Origin of the sequence: uncultured Tateyamaria sp., assembly GCF_947497045.1 — a bacterium.
GTDB lineage: Bacteria > Pseudomonadota > Alphaproteobacteria > Rhodobacterales > Rhodobacteraceae > Tateyamaria.
In genome coordinates this window covers 154,816-173,608 of record NZ_CANMEU010000006.1, presented here as the reverse complement: position 1 = coordinate 173,608, position 18,793 = coordinate 154,816, and the positions used below count along the sequence as shown (strand labels likewise).

Genomic DNA, 18,793 nt, shown 5'->3' with positions numbered 1-18,793 from the left:
TCGCACGCATGAAAGGCACCGCGCACCTGCGCCTAGATGTCTTTCCCGGAGACGCGCGTGTGCACATCCTCGACACTTTCTCGACGTTCGGAATAACGATCCACCAGATAGGCCGCGCGCCCGCGTACCATCCACGTGAACTTCACCAACTCCTCCATGACGTCCACCACACGCGCATAAAACGGCCCCGCAGGCAGGCGATCACCCTCGAACTCAAGCCACGCCTTGGCGATGCTCGACTGATTGGGAATGGTGACCATGCGCATCCAACGCCCCAGAATGCGCATCTGATTGACCGCATTGAAACTTTGCGACCCGCCCGACACCTGCATAACGGCCAGTGTCTTGCCCTGGGTCGGGCGAATACCGCCCTTCAGGGACAAGGGCAGCCAGTCCACCTGCATCTTCATCAGGCCGGTCATCGCGCCGTGGCGTTCGGGGCTGGACCAGACCATGCCCTCAGCCCACACGGCCAGTTCTCGCAATTCCACCACTTTTGGATGTTCGGCGCTGGTGTCATCGACCAAGGGCAGGCCAGTGGGATCAAACAGCCGCGTCTCACAGCCCAAATGGCGCAGAATGCGCGCGGCCTCTTCGGCGGCCCGGCGCGAATAACTGGCTTCGCGCAGTGATCCGTACAACAGAAGGATGCGGGGCGGATGGCCGGGATCATTGGGGTCGCGCAACGCATCAATATCAATCGCAGGCAACGCCGCCTTCACCAAGGCCGGCAGGTCGTCTTCTGCGCCGGGCGTGTCAGCCACTTTCTTCTTCCAGATGCAACTTCATGTCGATCAGCACCTGTTGCAGGCCTGTCGTCTCCTTGAGCAGGCGCTTGGCCTCGTTCACGGTGATCACGCCGTCCTCGATGGACTGCTGGTATTCGCTCATCAGCATCGCAAACCGCTGGCTGAGCGCGATCACATCACTGTTCACGCCCCCCTTTCGTTCCGCATTGGGGCGACGGTCATCATAGCTGAGCGATATGCCCTGCATTTCGGCCAGCGCGGCGGTGACATGCGGATACTTCGCCGCCTTTTCGAGTGCCACAACCGCATCAATCGGCATGAACCGGTCCGCATGTTCGGGGTTGTCCGAATAGTACCGGCCCAACGTGGCCTTGGATTTGCCGGTCAGTTCGCAGGCGGGTTCGATGCCCACATCCTTCACCAGCGCCTCTGTATGCTTTTTCAAATAGCTGCCCATACCGGCCATTTACCTGCCCCTGTTTACGCTGCACACCCTGATTCAACCCAGACGTTGGGGGAACCGGAGTGCTCTTTTCCCATTAATAGGGCCGAGACGAAATGTCATTTGTTAATCGTCCCTTCGGTTTTCGGGACGTAACGAGTACCCGGTGCCCCCAGCATCGGGACCGGGTGGGGTCTGCCGACCACTTCTGCTGTTTGGGGGCGGCGGGCCAGCCATGCTGGTCGTCAGTGGGGTAGGCCCGTCTGAGGTAACAAGTAACGGGGCAGGCACCATCCCCTGAGCGGGCGCGCAAGCAGCCCGACGTCTGCCCAATGTCACCCAGTGCCAAAACGGTCCGGGGGTTTGATGCGCATAAAAACAATCGCGTGCGCCCCCGGGACCCGCCCGCCCCCTTGTCCGAGGGGCCTGCCCCGACTATTCAGCCCGCCATGGCCAAGCTCTATTTCCACTATTCCACGATGAACGCAGGCAAGTCCGCTGTCCTGCTTCAGGCTTCCCACAACTACCGCGAACGGGGGATGGAGCCGTATCTGCTGACCGCCCATTTCGCCGACCGCGCCGGGGCTGGCCAGATCGAGTCCCGCATCGGGATCAAGGCGGTCGCAGATACGTTCACAACTTCCGAAAATCTCTTTGCCAAGATTGAGGCCCGACTGGTCCAAGGGCCTGTGGCCTGCATCTTTGTGGACGAATCCCAGTTCATGTCCGAACAGCAGGTGTGGGATCTGGCCCGCGTGGTCGATGATCTGGGCGTGCCGGTGATGTGCTATGGGCTGCGCGTCGATTTTCAGGGCAAGCTGTTTCCCGGCTCGGCCACGTTGCTCGCGCTGGCCGATGAAATGCGAGAGGTCCGCACGATCTGCCATTGCGGCAAACGCGCCACCATGGTGATCCGGCAAGACGCCGAAGGGCGCGCCATGGCGGACGGGGCGCAAGTACAGGTGGGGGGCAACGAAACCTATGTGTCGCTGTGTCGCCGCCACTGGCGTGCTGCGATGGCCGACGCCTAGGGACCGTTCAGACCGGGTTCGGCAGCGTTTGACCGGCCAGGAACGCGGCCACATTATCCACCGCCATCAGCCCCATATCAGTGCGCACCTCCAGCGCCGCCGTGCCCAGATGCGGCAGCAGCGTCACATTGTCCAACGCCCGCAACGCATCCGGCACCGCAGGTTCGTGTTCGTACACATCCAGACCCGCACCACCGATCTGACCCGCCTCAAGAGCGGCGATCAAGGCCGCCTCCTCCACCACATCGCCGCGCGAAATATTGATCAAATGCGCATAGGACTGCATCGCCCTCAGCACTTCAGCGTTAATGATATGGCGTGTGGCACCCCCACCCGGCACAGCGGCGACCAGAAAGTCGACACTCGCGGCCAGCGCGTTCAAATCCTCGACCCGTGTTGCGGCAAACGGCAACTCCTTGGGCGAGCGATTGAAATACCGCACCGCCATCCCAAAGCCGAAATGGCAGCGCTGCGCGATGGCCTGCCCGATGCGGCCCATGCCCACGATGCCAACTGTTTTGCCCGACATATGCAGCCCCAGCATCTGCGTCGGATGCCAGCCCGGCCACGCATCGCTGCGCACCATCCGCTCCCCTTCACCCGCACGGCGCGCCGACATCAGCATCAGCATGACCCCGATATCCGCTGTGGCATCCGTGACCGCACCGGGCGTGTTGGTCACCTGCACACCCGCCACAGCCGCCGCAGCCAAATCGATATGATTGTACCCCACCCCGAAATTCGCGAGCAACGTGCAGCGCGGCACGGGGACATCTGCAAACACCTGCGCAGAAAACTGATCGCCCAGGGTCGGCAGCACCACGTCAAAGTCCCGCAACGCAGCACGCAATTCCTCCGCCGTCAAAGGCAATGTCTCGCGGCGGACCACAATTTCTGCATCGAGGGCCCGCGCCGCCGCCACAACCGTGTCCGGCAAGGGCCGCGTGATCCAGACCCGGCTCAATGGAGCCGCCCCCCAAGGGGCACATCCACATCAGGCGTCGCCAAAACGACTGCCCCATCCGCATCCGGAACGCCAAGAACCAGAACCTCCGACATGAACTTGCCGATCTGACGGGGCGGAAAGTTGACCACCGCCATCACCTGCCGTCCAACCAGATCCTCGGGCGTGTAGTGAACGGTGACCTGGGCCGAGGTCTTCTTCTCTCCCAGTTCAGGTCCGAAATCGACCCACATCTTGATAGCAGGCACGCGCGCCTCAGGGTAGGGTTCGGCACGTACAACCCGGCCGACGCGCACATCGACCTTCAAAAAGTCGTCAAAGCCGATCTCATCCACTGGCCAACTCCCTGGACCGGGCCGCCGCCGCCGCCACCGCTCGGGGCAGCAAGGCGGGAAAACCGTTTTGTTCATCCATCAAGACCTCAAGCGCGGCTTGGGTCGTGCCATTTGGGCTCGTCACATTGATGCGCAACTGACCCGGGTCTTCCTTTGCTGCGGCCGCCAAGGCACCTGCCCCCGCAACCGTCGCCTTGGCCAAGGTCATGGCCAGCTCCGGCGGTAACCCTTGGGCAACGCCGCCCGCCGCGAGGGTTTCAATCATATGAAAGACATAGGCCGGACCGGACCCGCTAACCCCCGTGACCGCGTCCATTTGTGCCTCGTCTTCAAGGCGGACGACCGCACCGACCGCCGACAACAGCGTTTCCGCCTCATCCAAGGCCCCCTGTCCCGCCGCATTCGCACAGATCGCGGTGATCCCTTGGCCCACAGCCGCTGGCGTGTTGGGCATGGCGCGCACGATCGGGGTGTCCGCACCGAATACAGCCTCAAACGCAGACAGCGGCGTGCCTGCGGCCACAGAAACGAACACCGTATCCGAGCCGCCAAAGCCCACAAGTTCCAGCAAAGCATCTCCCATCATCTGTGGCTTGACCGCAATCAGGACGACAGCGGGTGCGTCAGGCAAGGGCGCATTCACATGCACGCCGCTGCCGCGCAGCCAGTCAGACGGGGCCGGATCCATCACCCAAACGGATGTGGCAGGCAGGCCCCGCGCCAACCAGCCCGCCAACATGGCAGACCCCATCTTGCCACAGCCCAGCAACACCAAGCCGCAGGCGGCAATCCGACCGTCATTCATAAAAACATCCCCTCAAACCTGTCAGAGGGTCAGGTTACGCCCGGCCATAGGCCTCTGCAATGGCGACCTGAATGGCATCCTTGGGCGTGCGATCACCCCAGACCAGCAACTGCAGAGCAGGATAGTACCGCTCCGCACTCGTTACTGCGGCCCCGATCATGGTGTCAATCTGATCCGGACTGGCCATCTGGCCCCCGCTCAACACCAGACCATAACGATAGACCATCAGTTTCTGCTCTTCCCAATAGGTGAAGGCACCGGCCCAGCATTGATCATTGACGAGATTCAAAAGCTCATAAAGCGCGCCCAGCTTCTCAGCAGGTGGTTCCATCTCGAAGGTGCAGACCATGCGCAACGTCTCGTCATAGCCCGACCAGGCCAGGGTCAGGGAATAGGTGCGCCATTGCCCCTCGACGGCCATGGCAATCTGATCATCCGCAATGCGGTCAAAATCCCACTCATGGTGCTCGGCCAGATGTTCGACAATATCGATTGGATGAATGTCGTCTTCCAGGAACTGCTCGGAAAGTGCCATATCGCCACCTCTTTTGTTCGCTTTTTAGCGAAAGGGGCTGGCAGCGCCCCAAGCGCTAGGTGCCTGCTCAGAGATATCGGGGCGATCCCCCGCACCTCTACAAGATATGGTGACGGCGGGCAGGACATCTGGCAACCCTTTATTTGGGGATAAACCCAATAAGTTGGGGACAACCCGGCAATACGCCCAAAATATATGGGCATTGCACACCGCTTATCTTCCTTTCGCCAAAAATACCTCCCCCAGAGGGTCCGACAGCACAAACGAAAAACCACCCGAGGAACCCCCGGGCGATCACATGCAGCTAGGAATGTATAAAATGGCGCGGCAGCGCCGCCTTTGGATCACTTGACCTCAAGCGCATCCAGCCGGGCCTTGAGGGCCTCGTTCTCTTCGCGGGCCTTCTGAGCCATGGCACGCACCGCGTCGAACTCTTCGCGGGTGACAAAATCACGATCCGCCAGCCAGCGATCCATCATCGATTTCATCGCCGTCTCGGCCTCGTCGCGTGCGCCTTGGGCGACACCCATCGCATTGGTCATCAACTGCGAAATATCGTCGAAAATCTTGCCACGTGCCTGCATCATTAAGGCTCCCTTTCAAACTCGTGATATATATGGGGGGCAAGGCGGGGCGAGGCAAGGTTGACCTCGCCCTGAAGCAGAGGCATTCAGACGCAGATGAATGCCATGATCCCCTTCCCCGATATTTCACCCGACATCTTCTCGATCTCGCTGTGGGGGATGGAGTTTGCGCTGCGCTGGTACGCGCTGGCCTATATCGTGGGGATCATCATCGGCTGGCGGCTTGTGGTGATGACGGTCAAAACACCCCGGCTCTGGCCAGATGACACGCCCGTTATGACGCCTGCCCAGATCGAAGACATGCTGACATGGATCATCCTTGGGGTGATCCTCGGGGGACGGCTTGGCTATGTGCTGTTCTACCAACCCGGTGCCTATCTCGGCGACCCGCTGGCGATTCTGGCCATCTGGGAAGGGGGCATGGCCTTTCACGGCGGCCTGATCGGCGTTGTCGTCGCCGCATGGGTTTATACGACCCGACACAGGATCAACAAACTGACGGCGGCAGATGCCATCGTGGTTGGCGTGCCACCGGGCATTCTGCTGGGCCGGTTCGCCAATTTCATCAACGCAGAGCTCTGGGGGCGACCCACCGAACTGCCATGGGGCGTCGTCTTTCCGGGACGCGCTGCGCAATATTGTCCCGACATCGCAGGGGCTTGCGCGCGCCATCCGTCGCAACTTTACGAAGCCACGCTCGAAGGGGCGCTGTTGTTGATTGTACTGCTGTGGATGGTCTGGCGGCGGGGCGCGTTCAAACGGCCCGGTCTCACCTGTGGCACCTTCTTTGCGGGCTATGGGCTGTCGCGCTTTGCCGTCGAGTTCATGCGCCAGCCCGATGCACAATTCGTGACGGAGGGCAACCCGCTCGGGCTGGCGGCCCATGTCGGCGGCTACGGACTGACCATGGGCCAATTGCTGTCCCTGCCGATGATTGTGCTGGGGGCCTTTCTGATCGTGCGGGCACGGCGCGGCAAACCTGTCGTCACATGACCCTTCGGGATGTGCTGATCAAGCGGATCGCGGCCCAAGGGCCGATCACCATTGCCGAGTATATGACCACTGCCCTGCTGCACCCCACGCATGGCTATTACACCACCCGCGACCCGTTCGGCACGCAAGGGGATTTCACCACCGCCCCCGAAATCAGCCAGATGTTTGGCGAGCTGATCGGCCTGTGTCTGGCCCAAAGCTGGTTGGATCAGGGGGCACCTTCCGACTTTGTGCTGGCCGAACTCGGCCCCGGGCGCGGAACGCTGATGGCCGATATCCTGCGCGCCACGGCCACAGTGCCGGGCTTTCTCGCCAGCGCGCAGGTCGTTCTTGTTGAGGCATCCCCAGCGTTGCGCAAGACGCAGGCGGAGATGCTCAAGGACCACGCACCCACATGGGTCAACGGCGTCGAAGACATCCCCCCCGGACCACTCTGGCTGGTCGCAAACGAGTTTTTTGATGCACTGCCGATCCGCCAATTCGTGCGCGAAGGAAACGGCTGGCGGGAACGATGCGTGGGGCTGGAGGACGGGCATCTGACCTTCGGACTTTCCCCTCTGGGGCCGCAAACCGCACTTGAGCACAGGCTTGAGGATACGACCGACGGCGATCTGGTCGAGCTGTGCGCGCCTGCCACCGCGCTCATCCGGCACATCGCACCGCAGATCGCCGAACGCGGTTGCGCGCTGATCGTGGACTACGGCGATTGGTGCAGCCAAGGCGATACGTTGCAGGCCGTGCGCGGGCATGCGCCAACTGACCCGCTGGCCGATCCGGGCAATGCAGATCTCACCGCCCACGTCGATTTCGAGGCGCTGGTACGGGCCGCCGCCCCGGCCGCCCACACCATGGTCACGCCCCAAGGTGTATTTCTCGAACGGCTCGGGATCACCCAAAGGGCCGAAACACTGGCCCAACACTTGCGTGATATAGCGCTTGAGCATCACATTGCCGCGCATCGGCGGTTGACGCACGCGGGCGAAATGGGAAACCTGTTCAAAGTATTGGGACTGTTCCCAAGCCACGCCGCCCCGCCACCGGGACTGACCACATGACCTTGGAAATTCTGACTGCTGACAGCCTTGCGCCCCTGCGCCACGGCTTTTTCACCCGCAAGGGGGGGGCCTCTTCCGGCATATTCTCGGGTTTGAACTGCGGCACCGGCAGCTCGGATCAAACCGAAATCGTCGCCATCAACCGTGCCCGTGTGGCCAGCGCCATGGGGGTCGCACCCGGCCACCTCACGGGCGTGCACCAGATACACTCGGCTGATGCGGTTCATGTCACGGGCCCTCAAAGCGACAAACCAAAGGCCGACGCCCTGGTGACGGCCACCCCCGGCATCGCATTGTCGATCCTGACGGCGGATTGCCAGCCGGTGCTGTTTGCGGACCACGACGCGCAGGTCATAGGGGCCGCGCATGCGGGCTGGAAAGGCGCGCAAAGCGGTGTGCTTGAGGCCACGATTGATGGCATGATCGCACTGGGGGCCAAACGCGACCAGATCCATGCAGTCATTGGCCCCTCGATCAGTCATCGCGCCTATGAGGTCGGGCCCGAATTCTTTGACACCTTTCTGGACGAAGACCCGGACAACACCCGTTTTTTCGCGGGCGGCGACGGAGACCGGATGCACTTTGATCTGCCCGGTTACGGGCTGGCCCGATTGCGCGCCGCCGGGATCGCATCGGCGGAATGGACGCGGCACTGCACCTATTACGACCCGGACCGATTCTATTCCTACCGCCGGGCGGTGCATGCCAAAGATCCGGATTACGGGCGGCTCATCTCGGCGATCACTCTGTAAGTGAGGCACAAACGAGGCAGGGTTTGCCCAACCCCGGCCCCATTGTTTCCAAGACGTGGCCAATCACACGGCCATTCCCGTTGAAAACAAGGCCCTCCGCATTGCCCCATTTGCGCGATACCATGTGAAAGAATAGCTGCATTTTTCGACAAATCGTCAAAAACCTGCCCGATTGCCCCGCCATCTTGATCCTCAGACGGGCAACAGACCCACACATCGCAAAACACGCCGAGGGCAGACACATGACAAACGCACGCTTCATCAAATCGGTGATCAAATCCGCCGAAGCCAACACAACCCAGATGCCTTGGGCACGTGGGGCCCGCCGAGCGGCCTTTATCGCCAAGCGTAAGGGCGAAACCATCGCCCCCACCCAACTGCGCAAATCGGCCTGAGCCGACATAACCGAATCAAAATATGGCGAGTGGGCCTAGCCCCGCCTGAACAATTCCGCTAAAAGACGTGCCATTGGTGCGTCTTTTGTGGTTAACGTCCCTCATTTTTTGACAGTTTAATCTAAATACAAGAATTATCGCGCATTGCTTAGGCACATGGACATATTCCATCTGTCGTCGTCGGTGGGGGCCGACACAGATGTGACCGATAAGATGAGGTTACACATGACACAGACTGCTGCCCTGCGGGTCCCCCGCACAGATACCGATAGATTTTTCAGCCATTCCAACCGGCCCGACACGCCCCCTGTGCGCCTGTTCGAGGTGGCGGCGTTGCGCGCCGATGGCACCCGCTCGATTGCGACGTTCAAAGCGCCCGCACTGCCCCTGTTTGAGTCGGCCTTTTCGGCCCTTGCACGCGGTGTCGTGCTGTCCAGTCCCGATGGCGGGATCGCAATCGAAGACCTTCAGCCGGGCGACTGGCTGAACACGACCTCGGGTGAGGCCGCGCAGGTGGTCTGGATCGGCTCGTCAAGTTTCGTCCCCGCCGATGCGGGGCGGCGGGTGCCGTTGATCCGGATCATGGCCGACAGTTTTGGGCAATCACGGCCCGCCTCGTTTGTGACAGTGGGTCCGGGGGCACGTATCCTGCAAACGCCCGCCCATCTGCGCGGCACGACGGGCGGTGCACCGATGTTGACCCCGGTCAGCGCCTTCGTGGACGGCGTCAATGTGATCGAAGTCGTGCCCCCCACCCCGATCCGGCTGTTTCACATCTGTCTGTCACGCCACGCCGCAATTGATGTGGGCGGGATCGCGATCGAGACCTTTCACCCCGGCATGAGCGCCGCGCGTCAGGTCACCCATGCGCAACGCAATCTGTTTTTGTCGATGTTTGCACACATCGCGCACATGACGGATTTCGGCCCCCTGGCGCATCCCCGCGCGCCCGAGACCGAAGACTAGGCATCGCGGCAAGGTCAGGCCAGCTTGGCCAACCGCTCCTCCAGCACATCAAACGGCACGCCCGGGGCATCCTTGGCCTGCCGGATCACCAGCGACGTCTTGACCGATTCCACATTCGGGGTCGTCAGCAACTCGCCCGTCAGAAAGCTTTGAAAGCTGGACAGGTCAGGGGCCACGCATTTCAGGATGAAATCGACCTCGCCGTTCAGCATGTGGCACTCGCGCACCAAAGGCCACGCGCGGCAGCGATCCTCGAAGGCGCTCAGGTCCGCTTCGGCCTGACTGGCGAGGCCCACATTGGCAAACACCTGAACCTCAAAGCCCAACTCGTGCGCGTCCACATCGCCGTGATAGCCGCGAATATAGCCGTTTTCCTCCAGCGTGCGCACCCGGCGCAGACAGGGCGGGGCTGAAATGCCAACCCTTTTGGCCAATTCCACATTGGTCATGCGACCATCGGCCTGCAGCTCAGCCAGAATCTTGCGGTCAATCGGGTCCAGGCGCGTGCTTGCCACATTGGGCTCCTTGTTTTTTCGGTTCTTATAGCAGCACCACGGCGGCACGCAATAATGTTTCGCATACGCGCAACTTTGTGAAATCAGCCTCCAATTAATGACCACAAGTCATAGCTGTAACATCAGGGTTCAAACCCGCCTCGCGCGGGGCTATATCGGACAGGCTGCACACCATATCAAGGGGCCCCTCATGGCTGATACCAAACGCACCAAGGTTCTGATCATCGGCTCTGGCCCTGCGGGTTATACGGCGGGGGTCTATGCCAGCCGGGCAATGCTGAACCCCATCCTTGTGCAGGGGATCGAACCGGGTGGGCAATTGACCACCACGACCGAGGTTGAAAACTGGCCGGGCGATACCGAGGTGCAAGGCCCCGATCTGATGGTGCGGATGCAGGATCACGCCAAGGCGATGGGCTGCGAGATCATCGGCGACATCATATCGTCGGTTGATTTTTCCAAGCGGCCCTTTGTGGCGCAATCCGACAGCGGCACGGTTTATGTGGCCGACGCGATCATCCTGGCGACGGGCGCGCGCGCCAAATGGCTGGGCCTGCCCACCGAAGAAAAGTTCAAGGGCTTTGGCGTTTCGGCCTGTGCGACCTGCGACGGCTTTTTTTACCGGGGCCAGGAGATTGTTGTGATCGGGGGCGGCAACACCGCCGTCGAAGAGGCGCTGTTCCTGACCAATTTCGCCTCCAAGGTGACCCTGATTCATCGCCGGGACGAACTGCGCGCCGAAAAGATCCTGATCGACCGCCTGATGAAGAACCCCAAGATCGAACCACTGTGGTTCCACCAACTCGACGAGGTCTATGGCACCGATGCGCCCCTCGGCGTCGAAGGGGTCAAGGTCAAGCACACAAAAACCGGTGAGATCACGGATATCCCGGCCAAGGGCGTCTTTGTGGCCATCGGGCACGCCCCCGCGAATGAGTTGGTCAAGGACGTGCTTGAGACGCATATGGGCGGCTATGTCGTCACCAAGCCCGACAGTACCGAAACCTCGATCCCCGGTGTGTTTGCGGCAGGCGACCTCACAGACCACAAATACCGCCAGGCGGTCACCTCCGCCGGTATGGGCTGCATGGCCGCGCTTGAGGCCGAACGCTTTCTGGCGGAAAACGATCTGGACGAGGACAAAGACACAAGCCTGCCTCTGGGATATGGCGCAGTCGCCGAGTAGCGATCAGACAGGCGGACGACACGTCCGCCTTACGCCTCGCCCACGTGCTGGACACCTTTTGCGCCTGCCGCGCCAAGCGGAAGCCCCACCAAGGTCACTTACATCACCCCAGCATTGACCCACGCGCACGCACAGGCCACTCTGAGCCGACCAACACATGAGGACAGACATGACACAGGCCTTGTGGCGCGGCAGTTGGGCCGTACGTCTGCGCATCATCTCCGGCCTTGTCCTGATAGTCTATGTGACCGCACATCTGCTCAATCTCGCGGCAGTGCTGATTTCGCCGACAGCATTTGATGCGGTGCAGGCCGTGCGGCTGAGCATCATCCGATCTGTTCCCGGCACCGCCATCACAGTGCTGGCACTGGGCATTCACATGGTGCTGGCCCTGTCGCGCGTTGCGCTGGCCCGCACCTTGCGGATGCCTGTCACAGACGCCATCCAGATTGCCTTTGGCCTCGCGATACCGCTGCTGCTGATCAGCCACGTTGTCTATACGCGTGGCGCTGTGGGGATGCTCGATGTCACTCCGATGTTTGGCTATGTGACCACACTGATATGGGGCACCAGCAATGGCTGGCTTCAGGCGATTTTGCTGACGGTCACCTGGGCACATGGGTGCATAGGGGTGCATATGTGGCTGCGTCTGACGCGGTGGTGGTCATCCGTCATGCCTTGGATGATCGCCCTCGCGGTGCTGATCCCGACGCTGGCCCTGATGGGATACGTGAACTTCGCACGGGTCATCGACGGGCTGCTCCGCGACCCGCGGGCGCGGGACGTGGCATATGACGCCTGGCAATGGCCCGATGCGGCGGGATTTGCGCAACTGGCCGCCGCGGACCGGATCGGGACACAAGTGATCTGGGCGATCCTTGGCCTCACCGCCCTGATCTTTGTCACCCGAAGAACACTGGCCGCAATCCGCAAACCGGTGCGGATCACCTATGTTGATGGGCCAACCGTGCGCGCTCCGCGTAATCAGACCCTGCTCGAAACATCGCGCACCAGCGGCGTGGCGCATACCGCCCTATGCGGAGGGCGCGGGCGGTGCACCACCTGCCGTGTCATCGTCGAAGAGGGGCTGAGCGACCTGCCGCCCCCCTCTGCCGCCGAAGCACGCAGCCTCAAGGCCGTGGGCGCGCCCCCAAATGCGCGGCTCGCCTGTCAGGTCAGCCCAAACACCCCCCTGACCGTGTTCCGGGTCTTTGCAAGCGACGGCAAGCGCGGCCGCGCCCACGCCAGTCAGGGGAAAGAGGCGCAACTGGCGGTGCTGTTCCTTGATATGCGCGGGTTTACGGCACGCACCGACGGGCAATTGCCCTATGACGTGGTCTTCCTGCTCAACCGGTTTTTTGATGAAATCGTGCCGCCCATCGTGGCAAGCGGGGGCACCGTCGACAAATACATGGGCGATGGGCTGATGGCCGTGTTCGAAACGCAGGATGGGGGCAGTTCGGCACGGGCCGCCCTGGATGCGGTGCAGGGGATCGGGGGCGCGCTGGATCACTTTAATGCCACCCTGACCTCCGAAGGCAGCGCACCTGTGGCCATCGGCATGGGCGTGCATCTGGGCAATGTCGTGCTGGGAGAGATCGGAGCCGCAGGGCAAGCTCCCCGCACTCTGATCGGCGACACCGTGAACACGGCTTCGCGACTTGAGGGGCAGACCAAGGCGCTTGGGGTGCAGGCGCTGATTTCGATCGACGTGCTTCGGGCGTCGGGCAAGGATGCGGCCCATGACGCACTGATTGATCTGTCCTTGCGCGGGCGGGACAGCGCGCTCAAGGCACTGCCCATCGCCGATGTCACCCGCTTGGGTGAAATCCTCAAATCACGCGCGCCAGCCTGAGGGATGCGCAACATGAAAGGCACGGCTTTCCGCCGACGCCCTGAAATCGCCCAAACAACGCTAGACTTTAATCCGAATCAGCGTTTAACCCGCGCACAACCGCACGTGAGTTGATCAAGAAAGCCGAGTTATAATGAGCACTAATCTTGCCCCGATCCCCGAATTATTCGTCTCCTATGACAGCGCCCAAAAGCTGAAAACCGAAGCTGGCGATCTGATCAGCTGGGATCTGACACCCCGCCAGATTTGCGATCTGGAGCTGCTGATGAACGGAGGGTTCAACCCGCTCAAAGGGTTCCTGAGCGAGGCGGATTACAACAGCGTCGTGGATACGATGCGCACCGCCGATGGCGCGCTCTGGCCCATGCCGATCACGCTGGATGTTTCCCAAAAGTTCGCCGACACCCTTGAGGTGGGTCAGGATATCGCCCTGCGCGACCAGGAGGGTGTGATCCTCGCCACCATGACGGTCACCGACCGCTGGACGCCAAACAAGGCACATGAGGCCGAAAAAGTCTTCGGGGCCGATGACAGCGCCCACCCGGCCGTGAACTACCTGCACAATACCGCAGGCGACGTCTATCTGGGCGGACCCATCACCGGCATCCAGCAACCTGTGCACTATGATTTCCGGGCCAAACGCAACACACCCAACGAATTGCGGGCCTATTTCCGCAAGATGGGCTGGCGCAAGGTCGTGGCATTTCAGACACGCAACCCACTGCACCGCGCCCATCAGGAACTGACCTTTCGCGCGTCCCGTGAGGCGCAGGCCAACCTGCTGATCCACCCTGTCGTGGGCCTGACCAAACCGGGCGATGTCGATCACTTCACCCGCGTGCGCTGCTATGAGGCGGTGCTGGACAAGTATCCGCAAGCCACCACGTCCATATCCCTGCTGAACCTTGCGATGCGCATGGCCGGCCCGCGCGAGGCGGTCTGGCATGGGCTCATCCGCAAGAACCACGGCTGCACCCATTTCATCGTGGGGCGCGATCACGCAGGGCCCGGTACCAACTCGGCCGGCGAGGATTTCTACGGCCCCTACGACGCCCAGGATCTGTTCCGCGAACATCAGGACGAGATGGGCATCGAAATGGTCGACTTCAAACACATGGTCTATGTGCAGGAACGCGCCCAATACGAACCCAATGACGAAATCGCGGACCGCGACAACGTCACTATCCTGAACATCTCGGGCACCGAATTGCGCCGCCGTCTGGCCGAAGGGCTGGAAATCCCCGAATGGTTCTCCTTCCCCGAAGTGGTGGCGGAACTGCGCCGCACCCGCCCGCCGCGCAGCCAGCAAGGGTTCACCGTCTTCTTCACCGGGTTTTCCGGGTCGGGCAAATCCACCATCGCCAACGCGCTGATGGTCAAACTGATGGAGATGGGCGGACGCCCCGTCACCCTGCTGGACGGCGATATCGTGCGCAAGAACCTCAGCTCGGAACTCGGCTTCTCGAAAGAGCACCGCGATCTCAACATCCGCCGGATCGGCTATGTGGCCAGTGAAATCACCAAGAACGGGGGCATCGCAATCTGCGCGCCCATCGCGCCCTATGCCACCACACGGCGGGCCGTGCGCGAAGATGTCGAAGCCTTCGGGGCCTTTGTCGAAGTGCACGTCGCCACATCCATCGAGGAATGCGAGCGACGTGACCGCAAGGGGCTCTACAAGCTGGCACGCGAGGGCAAGATCAAGGAGTTCACAGGCATCTCGGATCCTTACGACGTGCCCGAAAGCCCCGAACTCCGGGTCGAAACGGAAAACGTGGACGTGGACAATTGCGCCCACCAGGTGCTGCTGAAACTCGAAAGCATAGGCCTGATCTAAACCCAAAGGGGCGGAGGACACCTCCGCCTTACGACCTTACCCCTTCTTTTGACTAAAAATACCGCGGGGGAGTCCGTCAGGACGGGGGCGGAGCCCCCTAAAACATCGTGTCGCGCAGCGCCCTTCGGATCACAGATGCAAGGTGCCACTGATCAGCACATGCGCAGACCCCGACACCTCAACCCCCGCGATCGCATCACGCGGGCCAAGCACACGGACAGATGCACGCCCGGGCCGCCCCATGCCGTGGCCCTGCTCGGCGATAAAGTCCGGGCCTGCCAGCAGCCCCTCGGACCACAGATATGCCGCCATCGCACCTGTCGCCGACCCGGTAAAGGGATCTTCCGCAGGGCTTGGCGGGGCCATCAACAAACGCGCAAACGTGTCGCCAGACGCTGTCGCGCCGGTCTGGGTCACCCAAAACGGCTCCATCATGTCGGTGCCGCCCTGCACGCCCAAATGATCAAGATAGACGCCAAAGGCACCCTGATCAAAACGCAGGCTTTCAAGGGCCACCCGATCTTTCAGAACCGTGATACAGAACGGCAAACCGGTCGAGACAACGCGGGGCGGGTGCACGATCAGATCCGACGCAATGCCCCCCACCGCGGCCACGATACCCGGCTCCGCATATGACCCGAATTGCGGCGCAACCTGGGCCATTTTCACTTGCATCCCGTCCACCTCAACAGCGACCACACCGGCACCAGTGTCGAGCGTCAGCGATCCATCTGCGATCAGATCACGGTGGCGCAAGGCCGCGACGGTGGCCACGGTCGGGTGGCCTGCAAACGGGATCTCTCGGCTGGCCAGAAAATATCGCACGCGGATATCGGCAATGTCGGAAGGGCCGGTAAACGTGCACTCCACAAGGGAGGTTTCGCGCACGAGGGACATGCAGGTCGCATCGTCCAAAACCGCACCACCATGGACCACAGCGCAGCCATTGCCCCCAAAGGGCACGTCGGTAAACGCATCCACCCAATCAACATCGAATGTCATCGTGGCTCCTCAGACCTGAAATAGCGCGCCATTACTGGTCCGAGCAGAGATGGGACACAAGGCAAACCTTGACGCGCCTGATCCCGAAAACACCCAGCCCCACCGCATCGCGGGGCTGGATCACAACCGCATCAGTGCAAGGGTTGCGGGGCGTAGTCGTTTTGAACCGCCAAGGCAAAGGCCATCTTGCGATCCGCCACAAGGGCCAGTTGCTGACCTTCCGCGTCGTGCACCGCAAACAGTTGGTCAAGACCTTGCGCCTGCTCGCGCACCTCACTTGGAAGGTCCGTTACCAGAACAGGTTTGACATAGACCATCCTGCCCACATCGGCGTTCAAATCAAAAGCAGTGTTCATGACGTTTCCTTTCCGTGCGTTGCCTTGATCCTGATGGTCTGGACAATCGTTTCAGCCTGGGCGCGGGTCAGGTCGACGTGCAACAGCCCGTTTTCCATGACAGCCTCGCCCACTTCGACACCCTCCGCCAGTACAAAACTTCGTTGAAACTGGCGCGCGGCAATGCCGCGATGCAAAAATATGCGCCCGTCGCCATCATCGGACTGGCGCCCGCGGATGACCAGTTGCCGATCTTCGACGGTGATGGACAGGTCGGTTTCGGCGAACCCGGCCACAGCCAGAGTGATCCGATAGGAATGGTCCGAAGTCTGTTCGATATTGAACGGTGGATACCCTTCACTGCCCTTTGCAGTGCGTTCCAAAAGCCGTTCAAGTTGCTCAAAGCCCAGCATGTGCGGGTATGAGCCCAAAGTCATTTTCGTCATGCGACACGTCCTTTTGATCAAGCGACAGTCAGTGCCCACCCCGGATTCGGCAGTGGTTCTCTCTGAATATGGGCGGTAACGCTGATTGGAACAAGGGCTAGGCGTGTCGCAACTGCGTGATTATATTGTAGGTTCTGCAACGGCTTGGAATCACACCATGAACGCCCCTTCGGACCTGTCGATGAAAACAGACGACGTGCTGCGGTTCGAGCTTGAAGTGCTGCGTCAGGAACATCGCGATCTTGATGAAGCGATCCGGGCCATGCAGGATTTGGGCACGTCCGACCAGTTGACCATCCAGCGGCTGAAAAAGAAAAAGCTACAGCTCAAGGACAAGATTGCCATCATCGACGACCGCCTGACACCGGATATCATCGCCTGATCACGACACTCCATTGCCACCCGGTTCCATCTGGCTATAGTGCGGTTTTTTCGCTAATCAGGGCCCTGAAATGACAGATCAAACCCCCGCCGTCGGCCTCATCATGGGCAGTCAATCGGACTGGTCCACCATGATCGAAGCCGCGCAGATGCTGGACGCGTTGGGCATCCCTTACGAAAGCCGGATCGTGTCGGCCCACCGCACACCCGATCGGTTGTGGGACTATGGCAAGACGGCTGCGAGCCGCGGCCTCAAGGCGATCATCGCAGGCGCGGGTGGCGCGGCCCATCTGCCCGGTATGATGGCCTCAAAAACCCGTGTTCCGGTGATTGGCGTTCCGGTGCAGACCAAGGCGCTGTCTGGCGTGGACAGTCTGTACTCCATCCTGCAAATGCCACGTGGCTTTCCCGTGGCCACAATGGCCATAGGCGCGGCAGGTGCGGCCAATGCGGGCTTGATGGCAGCCGGAATTCTGGCCACCTCCGATCCTGCGTTGGCCGCCCGTCTGGATGCGTGGCGCGCCGACCTGTCCGCCTCCATCCCAGAGGAACCCCAAAATGACTGAGCCGCTGCCCCAGGGATCAACCATCGGCATTCTGGGCGGTGGCCAGTTGGGCCGCATGCTGGCCGTGGCCGCAAGCCGTCTTGGGTTCAAGACCCATATCTTTGATCCCGGCCCCCTGCCCCCTGCGGGCGATGTCGCCCACCTTGTCACCACCGCCCCGTTTGAAGACAACGACGCCCTGTTCGCCTTTGCCACCACGGTCGATGTGATCACCTACGAGTTTGAAAACGTCCCCACCCTGTCACTGGATGCGCTTGAGGATCACGCACCCATCCGACCGGGTCGCGAAGCGTTGCGCGTCAGTCAGGATCGATTGGTCGAAAAGGCGTTCCTGAGCGATCTGGGCCTGCGCACCGCCCCTTACGCGGATGTGCCTGACATGACCGCGCTGACGGCTGCATTGGACAAGATCGGGGCACCTGCGATCCTCAAAACCCGCCGCTTTGGCTATGACGGCAAGGGTCAGGCGCGGATCATGGACACGGGCCAGGCCGAGGCGGCAATGGCGGACATGAACGGCGCCCCTGCGATCCTCGAAGGGTTCGTGGATTTCAGCCATGAGGTCTCCGTGATCGCAGCACGTGGGGCAGATGGTGCGGTGGCCTGTTTTGATCCGGGCGAAAATGTGCACCGCGATGGCATCCTGCACACCACAACCGTCCCTGCCCGGCTGAGCGCCAGCCAACGCACCGACGCGGTGCTACTGGCGGCCAACATCCTGAATGCGCTTGATTATGTCGGTGTGCTGGGGGTGGAATTGTTCGTGACGCCCACGGGCCTGATCGTGAACGAGATCGCGCCCCGCGTGCATAATTCCGGGCATTGGACACAAAACGGCTGCGTGGTCGATCAGTTCGAACAACACATCCGGGCCGTGATCGGTTGGCCTCTGGGCGATGGGCAACGGCACTCTGATGTGAGCATGGAAAACCTGATCGGCGACGATATGGACCGGGTCCCGGCCCTTGCGCAAGAGGCGAAAACGGCGCTGCATCTTTATGGCAAGGCCGAGGTACGTAAGGGCCGCAAGATGGGCCACATCAACCGCATCACCTCGTAAGGCG

Annotated in this window: 23 protein-coding genes; 12 read left to right on the top strand and 11 right to left on the bottom strand. The window is 61.3% G+C overall.

Annotated features, from left to right (window positions below; all coding sequences use genetic code 11):
• Positions 1-32 precede the first annotated feature (32 nt).
• On the bottom strand, positions 33-734 hold the full coding sequence (gene arsH / locus Q0859_RS13965) for an arsenical resistance protein ArsH (protein WP_299152131.1): 702 nt from the start codon (positions 732-734) through the stop codon (positions 33-35).
• A gap of 22 nt (positions 735-756) precedes the next feature.
• Positions 757-1,215, bottom strand: a complete 459-nt coding sequence (locus tag Q0859_RS13960) for a hypothetical protein (RefSeq protein WP_299152075.1) — start codon at positions 1,213-1,215, stop codon at positions 757-759.
• Between the two features lie 425 nt (positions 1,216-1,640).
• On the opposite strand from Q0859_RS13960, the gene Q0859_RS13955 reads away from it, so the two are divergent.
• Complete coding sequence (locus Q0859_RS13955) at positions 1,641-2,222, top strand: thymidine kinase (RefSeq protein WP_299152073.1); 582 nt, start codon at positions 1,641-1,643, stop codon at positions 2,220-2,222.
• A gap of 7 nt (positions 2,223-2,229) precedes the next feature.
• On the opposite strand, the gene Q0859_RS13950 is transcribed toward Q0859_RS13955, so the two are convergent.
• The 5 genes from Q0859_RS13950 to Q0859_RS13930 form a co-directional block, all read right to left on the bottom strand.
• The gene (locus tag Q0859_RS13950; protein ID WP_299152072.1) at positions 2,230-3,186 is read right to left on the bottom strand and encodes a D-glycerate dehydrogenase; all 957 of its coding nucleotides are present in this window, start codon (positions 3,184-3,186) and stop codon (positions 2,230-2,232) included.
• Entirely contained in the window at positions 3,183-3,521 is a 339-nt protein-coding gene (locus Q0859_RS13945) for a tRNA-binding protein (RefSeq protein ID WP_299152071.1), read from the bottom strand. Before Q0859_RS13945 ends, Q0859_RS13950 begins: the two co-directional genes overlap by 4 nt.
• On the bottom strand, positions 3,514-4,326 hold the full coding sequence (proC, locus tag Q0859_RS13940; RefSeq protein WP_299152069.1) for a pyrroline-5-carboxylate reductase: 813 nt from the start codon (positions 4,324-4,326) through the stop codon (positions 3,514-3,516). The genes Q0859_RS13945 and proC overlap by 8 nt, the downstream gene beginning before the upstream one ends.
• Positions 4,327-4,360: 34 nt before the next feature.
• Positions 4,361-4,861, bottom strand: a complete 501-nt coding sequence (locus Q0859_RS13935) for a YbjN domain-containing protein (RefSeq protein ID WP_299152068.1) — start codon at positions 4,859-4,861, stop codon at positions 4,361-4,363.
• A 344-nt stretch (positions 4,862-5,205) separates the two neighbouring features.
• A complete protein-coding gene (locus Q0859_RS13930) occupies positions 5,206-5,445 on the bottom strand; it encodes an accessory factor UbiK family protein (RefSeq protein WP_299152130.1) in 240 nt (79 codons plus the stop codon).
• Positions 5,446-5,541: 96 nt separating this feature from the next.
• Here Q0859_RS13930 and lgt point away from each other — a divergent pair, with 96 nt between their 5' ends.
• The 5 genes from lgt (at position 5,542) to Q0859_RS13905 (ending at position 9,606) form a co-directional block, all read left to right on the top strand.
• Positions 5,542-6,438, top strand: coding sequence for a prolipoprotein diacylglyceryl transferase (gene lgt, locus Q0859_RS13925; RefSeq protein WP_299152067.1), 897 nt, complete (start codon positions 5,542-5,544; stop codon positions 6,436-6,438).
• The gene (locus Q0859_RS13920) at positions 6,435-7,493 is read left to right on the top strand and encodes an SAM-dependent methyltransferase (protein ID WP_299152066.1); all 1,059 of its coding nucleotides are present in this window, start codon (positions 6,435-6,437) and stop codon (positions 7,491-7,493) included. Before lgt ends, Q0859_RS13920 begins: the two co-directional genes overlap by 4 nt.
• Positions 7,490-8,245 carry a peptidoglycan editing factor PgeF gene (gene pgeF, locus Q0859_RS13915; RefSeq protein ID WP_299152064.1) on the top strand — a complete coding sequence of 252 codons (756 nt, stop codon included), beginning with the start codon at positions 7,490-7,492 and terminating at the stop codon, positions 8,243-8,245. The genes Q0859_RS13920 and pgeF overlap by 4 nt, the downstream gene beginning before the upstream one ends.
• 242 nt (positions 8,246-8,487) lie before the next feature.
• Complete coding sequence (locus tag Q0859_RS13910; RefSeq protein WP_299152063.1) at positions 8,488-8,640, top strand: hypothetical protein; 153 nt, start codon at positions 8,488-8,490, stop codon at positions 8,638-8,640.
• Between the two features lie 225 nt (positions 8,641-8,865).
• Positions 8,866-9,606 carry a Hint domain-containing protein gene (locus tag Q0859_RS13905; RefSeq protein WP_299152061.1) on the top strand — a complete coding sequence of 247 codons (741 nt, stop codon included), beginning with the start codon at positions 8,866-8,868 and terminating at the stop codon, positions 9,604-9,606.
• A gap of 14 nt (positions 9,607-9,620) precedes the next feature.
• On the opposite strand, the gene Q0859_RS13900 is transcribed toward Q0859_RS13905, so the two are convergent.
• The gene (locus tag Q0859_RS13900; protein WP_299152060.1) at positions 9,621-10,121 is read right to left on the bottom strand and encodes an Lrp/AsnC family transcriptional regulator; all 501 of its coding nucleotides are present in this window, start codon (positions 10,119-10,121) and stop codon (positions 9,621-9,623) included.
• A gap of 190 nt (positions 10,122-10,311) precedes the next feature.
• Here Q0859_RS13900 and trxB point away from each other — a divergent pair, with 190 nt between their 5' ends.
• The 3 genes from trxB to Q0859_RS13885 all read left to right on the top strand — a co-directional run bounded on the left by trxB (position 10,312) and on the right by Q0859_RS13885 (position 14,999).
• Positions 10,312-11,307: a thioredoxin-disulfide reductase gene (trxB, locus tag Q0859_RS13895; protein ID WP_299152059.1), complete on the top strand. Its 996-nt coding sequence runs from the start codon at positions 10,312-10,314 to the stop codon at positions 11,305-11,307.
• A gap of 169 nt (positions 11,308-11,476) precedes the next feature.
• Entirely contained in the window at positions 11,477-13,162 is a 1,686-nt protein-coding gene (locus Q0859_RS13890) for an adenylate/guanylate cyclase domain-containing protein (protein WP_299152056.1), read from the top strand.
• A 133-nt stretch (positions 13,163-13,295) separates the two neighbouring features.
• On the top strand, positions 13,296-14,999 hold the full coding sequence (locus Q0859_RS13885) for a bifunctional sulfate adenylyltransferase/adenylylsulfate kinase (protein ID WP_299152055.1): 1,704 nt from the start codon (positions 13,296-13,298) through the stop codon (positions 14,997-14,999).
• Between the two features lie 129 nt (positions 15,000-15,128).
• Here the strand turns inward: Q0859_RS13885 and Q0859_RS13880 are convergent, their stop codons facing one another.
• The 3 genes from Q0859_RS13880 to Q0859_RS13870 all read right to left on the bottom strand — a co-directional run bounded on the left by Q0859_RS13880 (position 15,129) and on the right by Q0859_RS13870 (position 16,782).
• Positions 15,129-16,001, bottom strand: coding sequence for a PhzF family phenazine biosynthesis protein (locus Q0859_RS13880; protein WP_299152054.1), 873 nt, complete (start codon positions 15,999-16,001; stop codon positions 15,129-15,131).
• 131 nt (positions 16,002-16,132) lie between these two features.
• Positions 16,133-16,357, bottom strand: coding sequence for a DUF1150 family protein (locus Q0859_RS13875; protein WP_299152053.1), 225 nt, complete (start codon positions 16,355-16,357; stop codon positions 16,133-16,135).
• Positions 16,354-16,782, bottom strand: coding sequence for an Hsp20 family protein (locus tag Q0859_RS13870; RefSeq protein ID WP_299152049.1), 429 nt, complete (start codon positions 16,780-16,782; stop codon positions 16,354-16,356). The genes Q0859_RS13875 and Q0859_RS13870 overlap by 4 nt, the downstream gene beginning before the upstream one ends.
• 157 nt (positions 16,783-16,939) lie before the next feature.
• Between Q0859_RS13870 and Q0859_RS13865 the strand changes: the two genes are divergently transcribed.
• From Q0859_RS13865 to Q0859_RS13855, 3 genes are all read left to right on the top strand, one after another.
• On the top strand, positions 16,940-17,164 hold the full coding sequence (locus Q0859_RS13865; protein WP_299152048.1) for a DUF465 domain-containing protein: 225 nt from the start codon (positions 16,940-16,942) through the stop codon (positions 17,162-17,164).
• Between the two features lie 70 nt (positions 17,165-17,234).
• Positions 17,235-17,729: a 5-(carboxyamino)imidazole ribonucleotide mutase gene (gene purE / locus Q0859_RS13860; RefSeq protein ID WP_299152047.1), complete on the top strand. Its 495-nt coding sequence runs from the start codon at positions 17,235-17,237 to the stop codon at positions 17,727-17,729.
• Complete coding sequence (locus Q0859_RS13855) at positions 17,722-18,789, top strand: 5-(carboxyamino)imidazole ribonucleotide synthase (RefSeq protein ID WP_299152046.1); 1,068 nt, start codon at positions 17,722-17,724, stop codon at positions 18,787-18,789. The genes purE and Q0859_RS13855 overlap by 8 nt, the downstream gene beginning before the upstream one ends.
• Positions 18,790-18,793: the final 4 nt, after the last annotated feature.

What these genes read in the sequence shown, in the direction of transcription:
- Q0859_RS13960 (WP_299152075.1), bottom strand. Translation starts at nt 1,215, where the DNA reads ATGGCCGGTATGGGCAGCTATTTGAAAAAGCATACAGAGGCGCTGGTG.
- Q0859_RS13955 (WP_299152073.1), top strand. Translation starts at nt 1,641, where the DNA reads ATGGCCAAGCTCTATTTCCACTATTCCACGATGAACGCAGGCAAGTCC.
- proC (WP_299152069.1), bottom strand. Translation starts at nt 4,326, where the DNA reads ATGAATGACGGTCGGATTGCCGCCTGCGGCTTGGTGTTGCTGGGCTGT.
- Q0859_RS13935 (WP_299152068.1), bottom strand. Translation starts at nt 4,861, where the DNA reads ATGGCACTTTCCGAGCAGTTCCTGGAAGACGACATTCATCCAATCGAT.
- Q0859_RS13930 (WP_299152130.1), bottom strand. Translation starts at nt 5,445, where the DNA reads ATGCAGGCACGTGGCAAGATTTTCGACGATATTTCGCAGTTGATGACC.
- lgt (WP_299152067.1), top strand. Translation starts at nt 5,542, where the DNA reads ATGAATGCCATGATCCCCTTCCCCGATATTTCACCCGACATCTTCTCG.
- Q0859_RS13920 (WP_299152066.1), top strand. Translation starts at nt 6,435, where the DNA reads ATGACCCTTCGGGATGTGCTGATCAAGCGGATCGCGGCCCAAGGGCCG.
- pgeF (WP_299152064.1), top strand. Translation starts at nt 7,490, where the DNA reads ATGACCTTGGAAATTCTGACTGCTGACAGCCTTGCGCCCCTGCGCCAC.
- Q0859_RS13910 (WP_299152063.1), top strand. Translation starts at nt 8,488, where the DNA reads ATGACAAACGCACGCTTCATCAAATCGGTGATCAAATCCGCCGAAGCC.
- Q0859_RS13905 (WP_299152061.1), top strand. Translation starts at nt 8,866, where the DNA reads ATGACACAGACTGCTGCCCTGCGGGTCCCCCGCACAGATACCGATAGA.
- trxB (WP_299152059.1), top strand. Translation starts at nt 10,312, where the DNA reads ATGGCTGATACCAAACGCACCAAGGTTCTGATCATCGGCTCTGGCCCT.
- Q0859_RS13890 (WP_299152056.1), top strand. Translation starts at nt 11,477, where the DNA reads ATGACACAGGCCTTGTGGCGCGGCAGTTGGGCCGTACGTCTGCGCATC.
- Q0859_RS13885 (WP_299152055.1), top strand. Translation starts at nt 13,296, where the DNA reads ATGAGCACTAATCTTGCCCCGATCCCCGAATTATTCGTCTCCTATGAC.
- Q0859_RS13880 (WP_299152054.1), bottom strand. Translation starts at nt 16,001, where the DNA reads ATGACATTCGATGTTGATTGGGTGGATGCGTTTACCGACGTGCCCTTT.
- Q0859_RS13875 (WP_299152053.1), bottom strand. Translation starts at nt 16,357, where the DNA reads ATGAACACTGCTTTTGATTTGAACGCCGATGTGGGCAGGATGGTCTAT.
- Q0859_RS13870 (WP_299152049.1), bottom strand. Translation starts at nt 16,782, where the DNA reads ATGACGAAAATGACTTTGGGCTCATACCCGCACATGCTGGGCTTTGAG.
- Q0859_RS13865 (WP_299152048.1), top strand. Translation starts at nt 16,940, where the DNA reads ATGAACGCCCCTTCGGACCTGTCGATGAAAACAGACGACGTGCTGCGG.
- purE (WP_299152047.1), top strand. Translation starts at nt 17,235, where the DNA reads ATGACAGATCAAACCCCCGCCGTCGGCCTCATCATGGGCAGTCAATCG.
- Q0859_RS13855 (WP_299152046.1), top strand. Translation starts at nt 17,722, where the DNA reads ATGACTGAGCCGCTGCCCCAGGGATCAACCATCGGCATTCTGGGCGGT.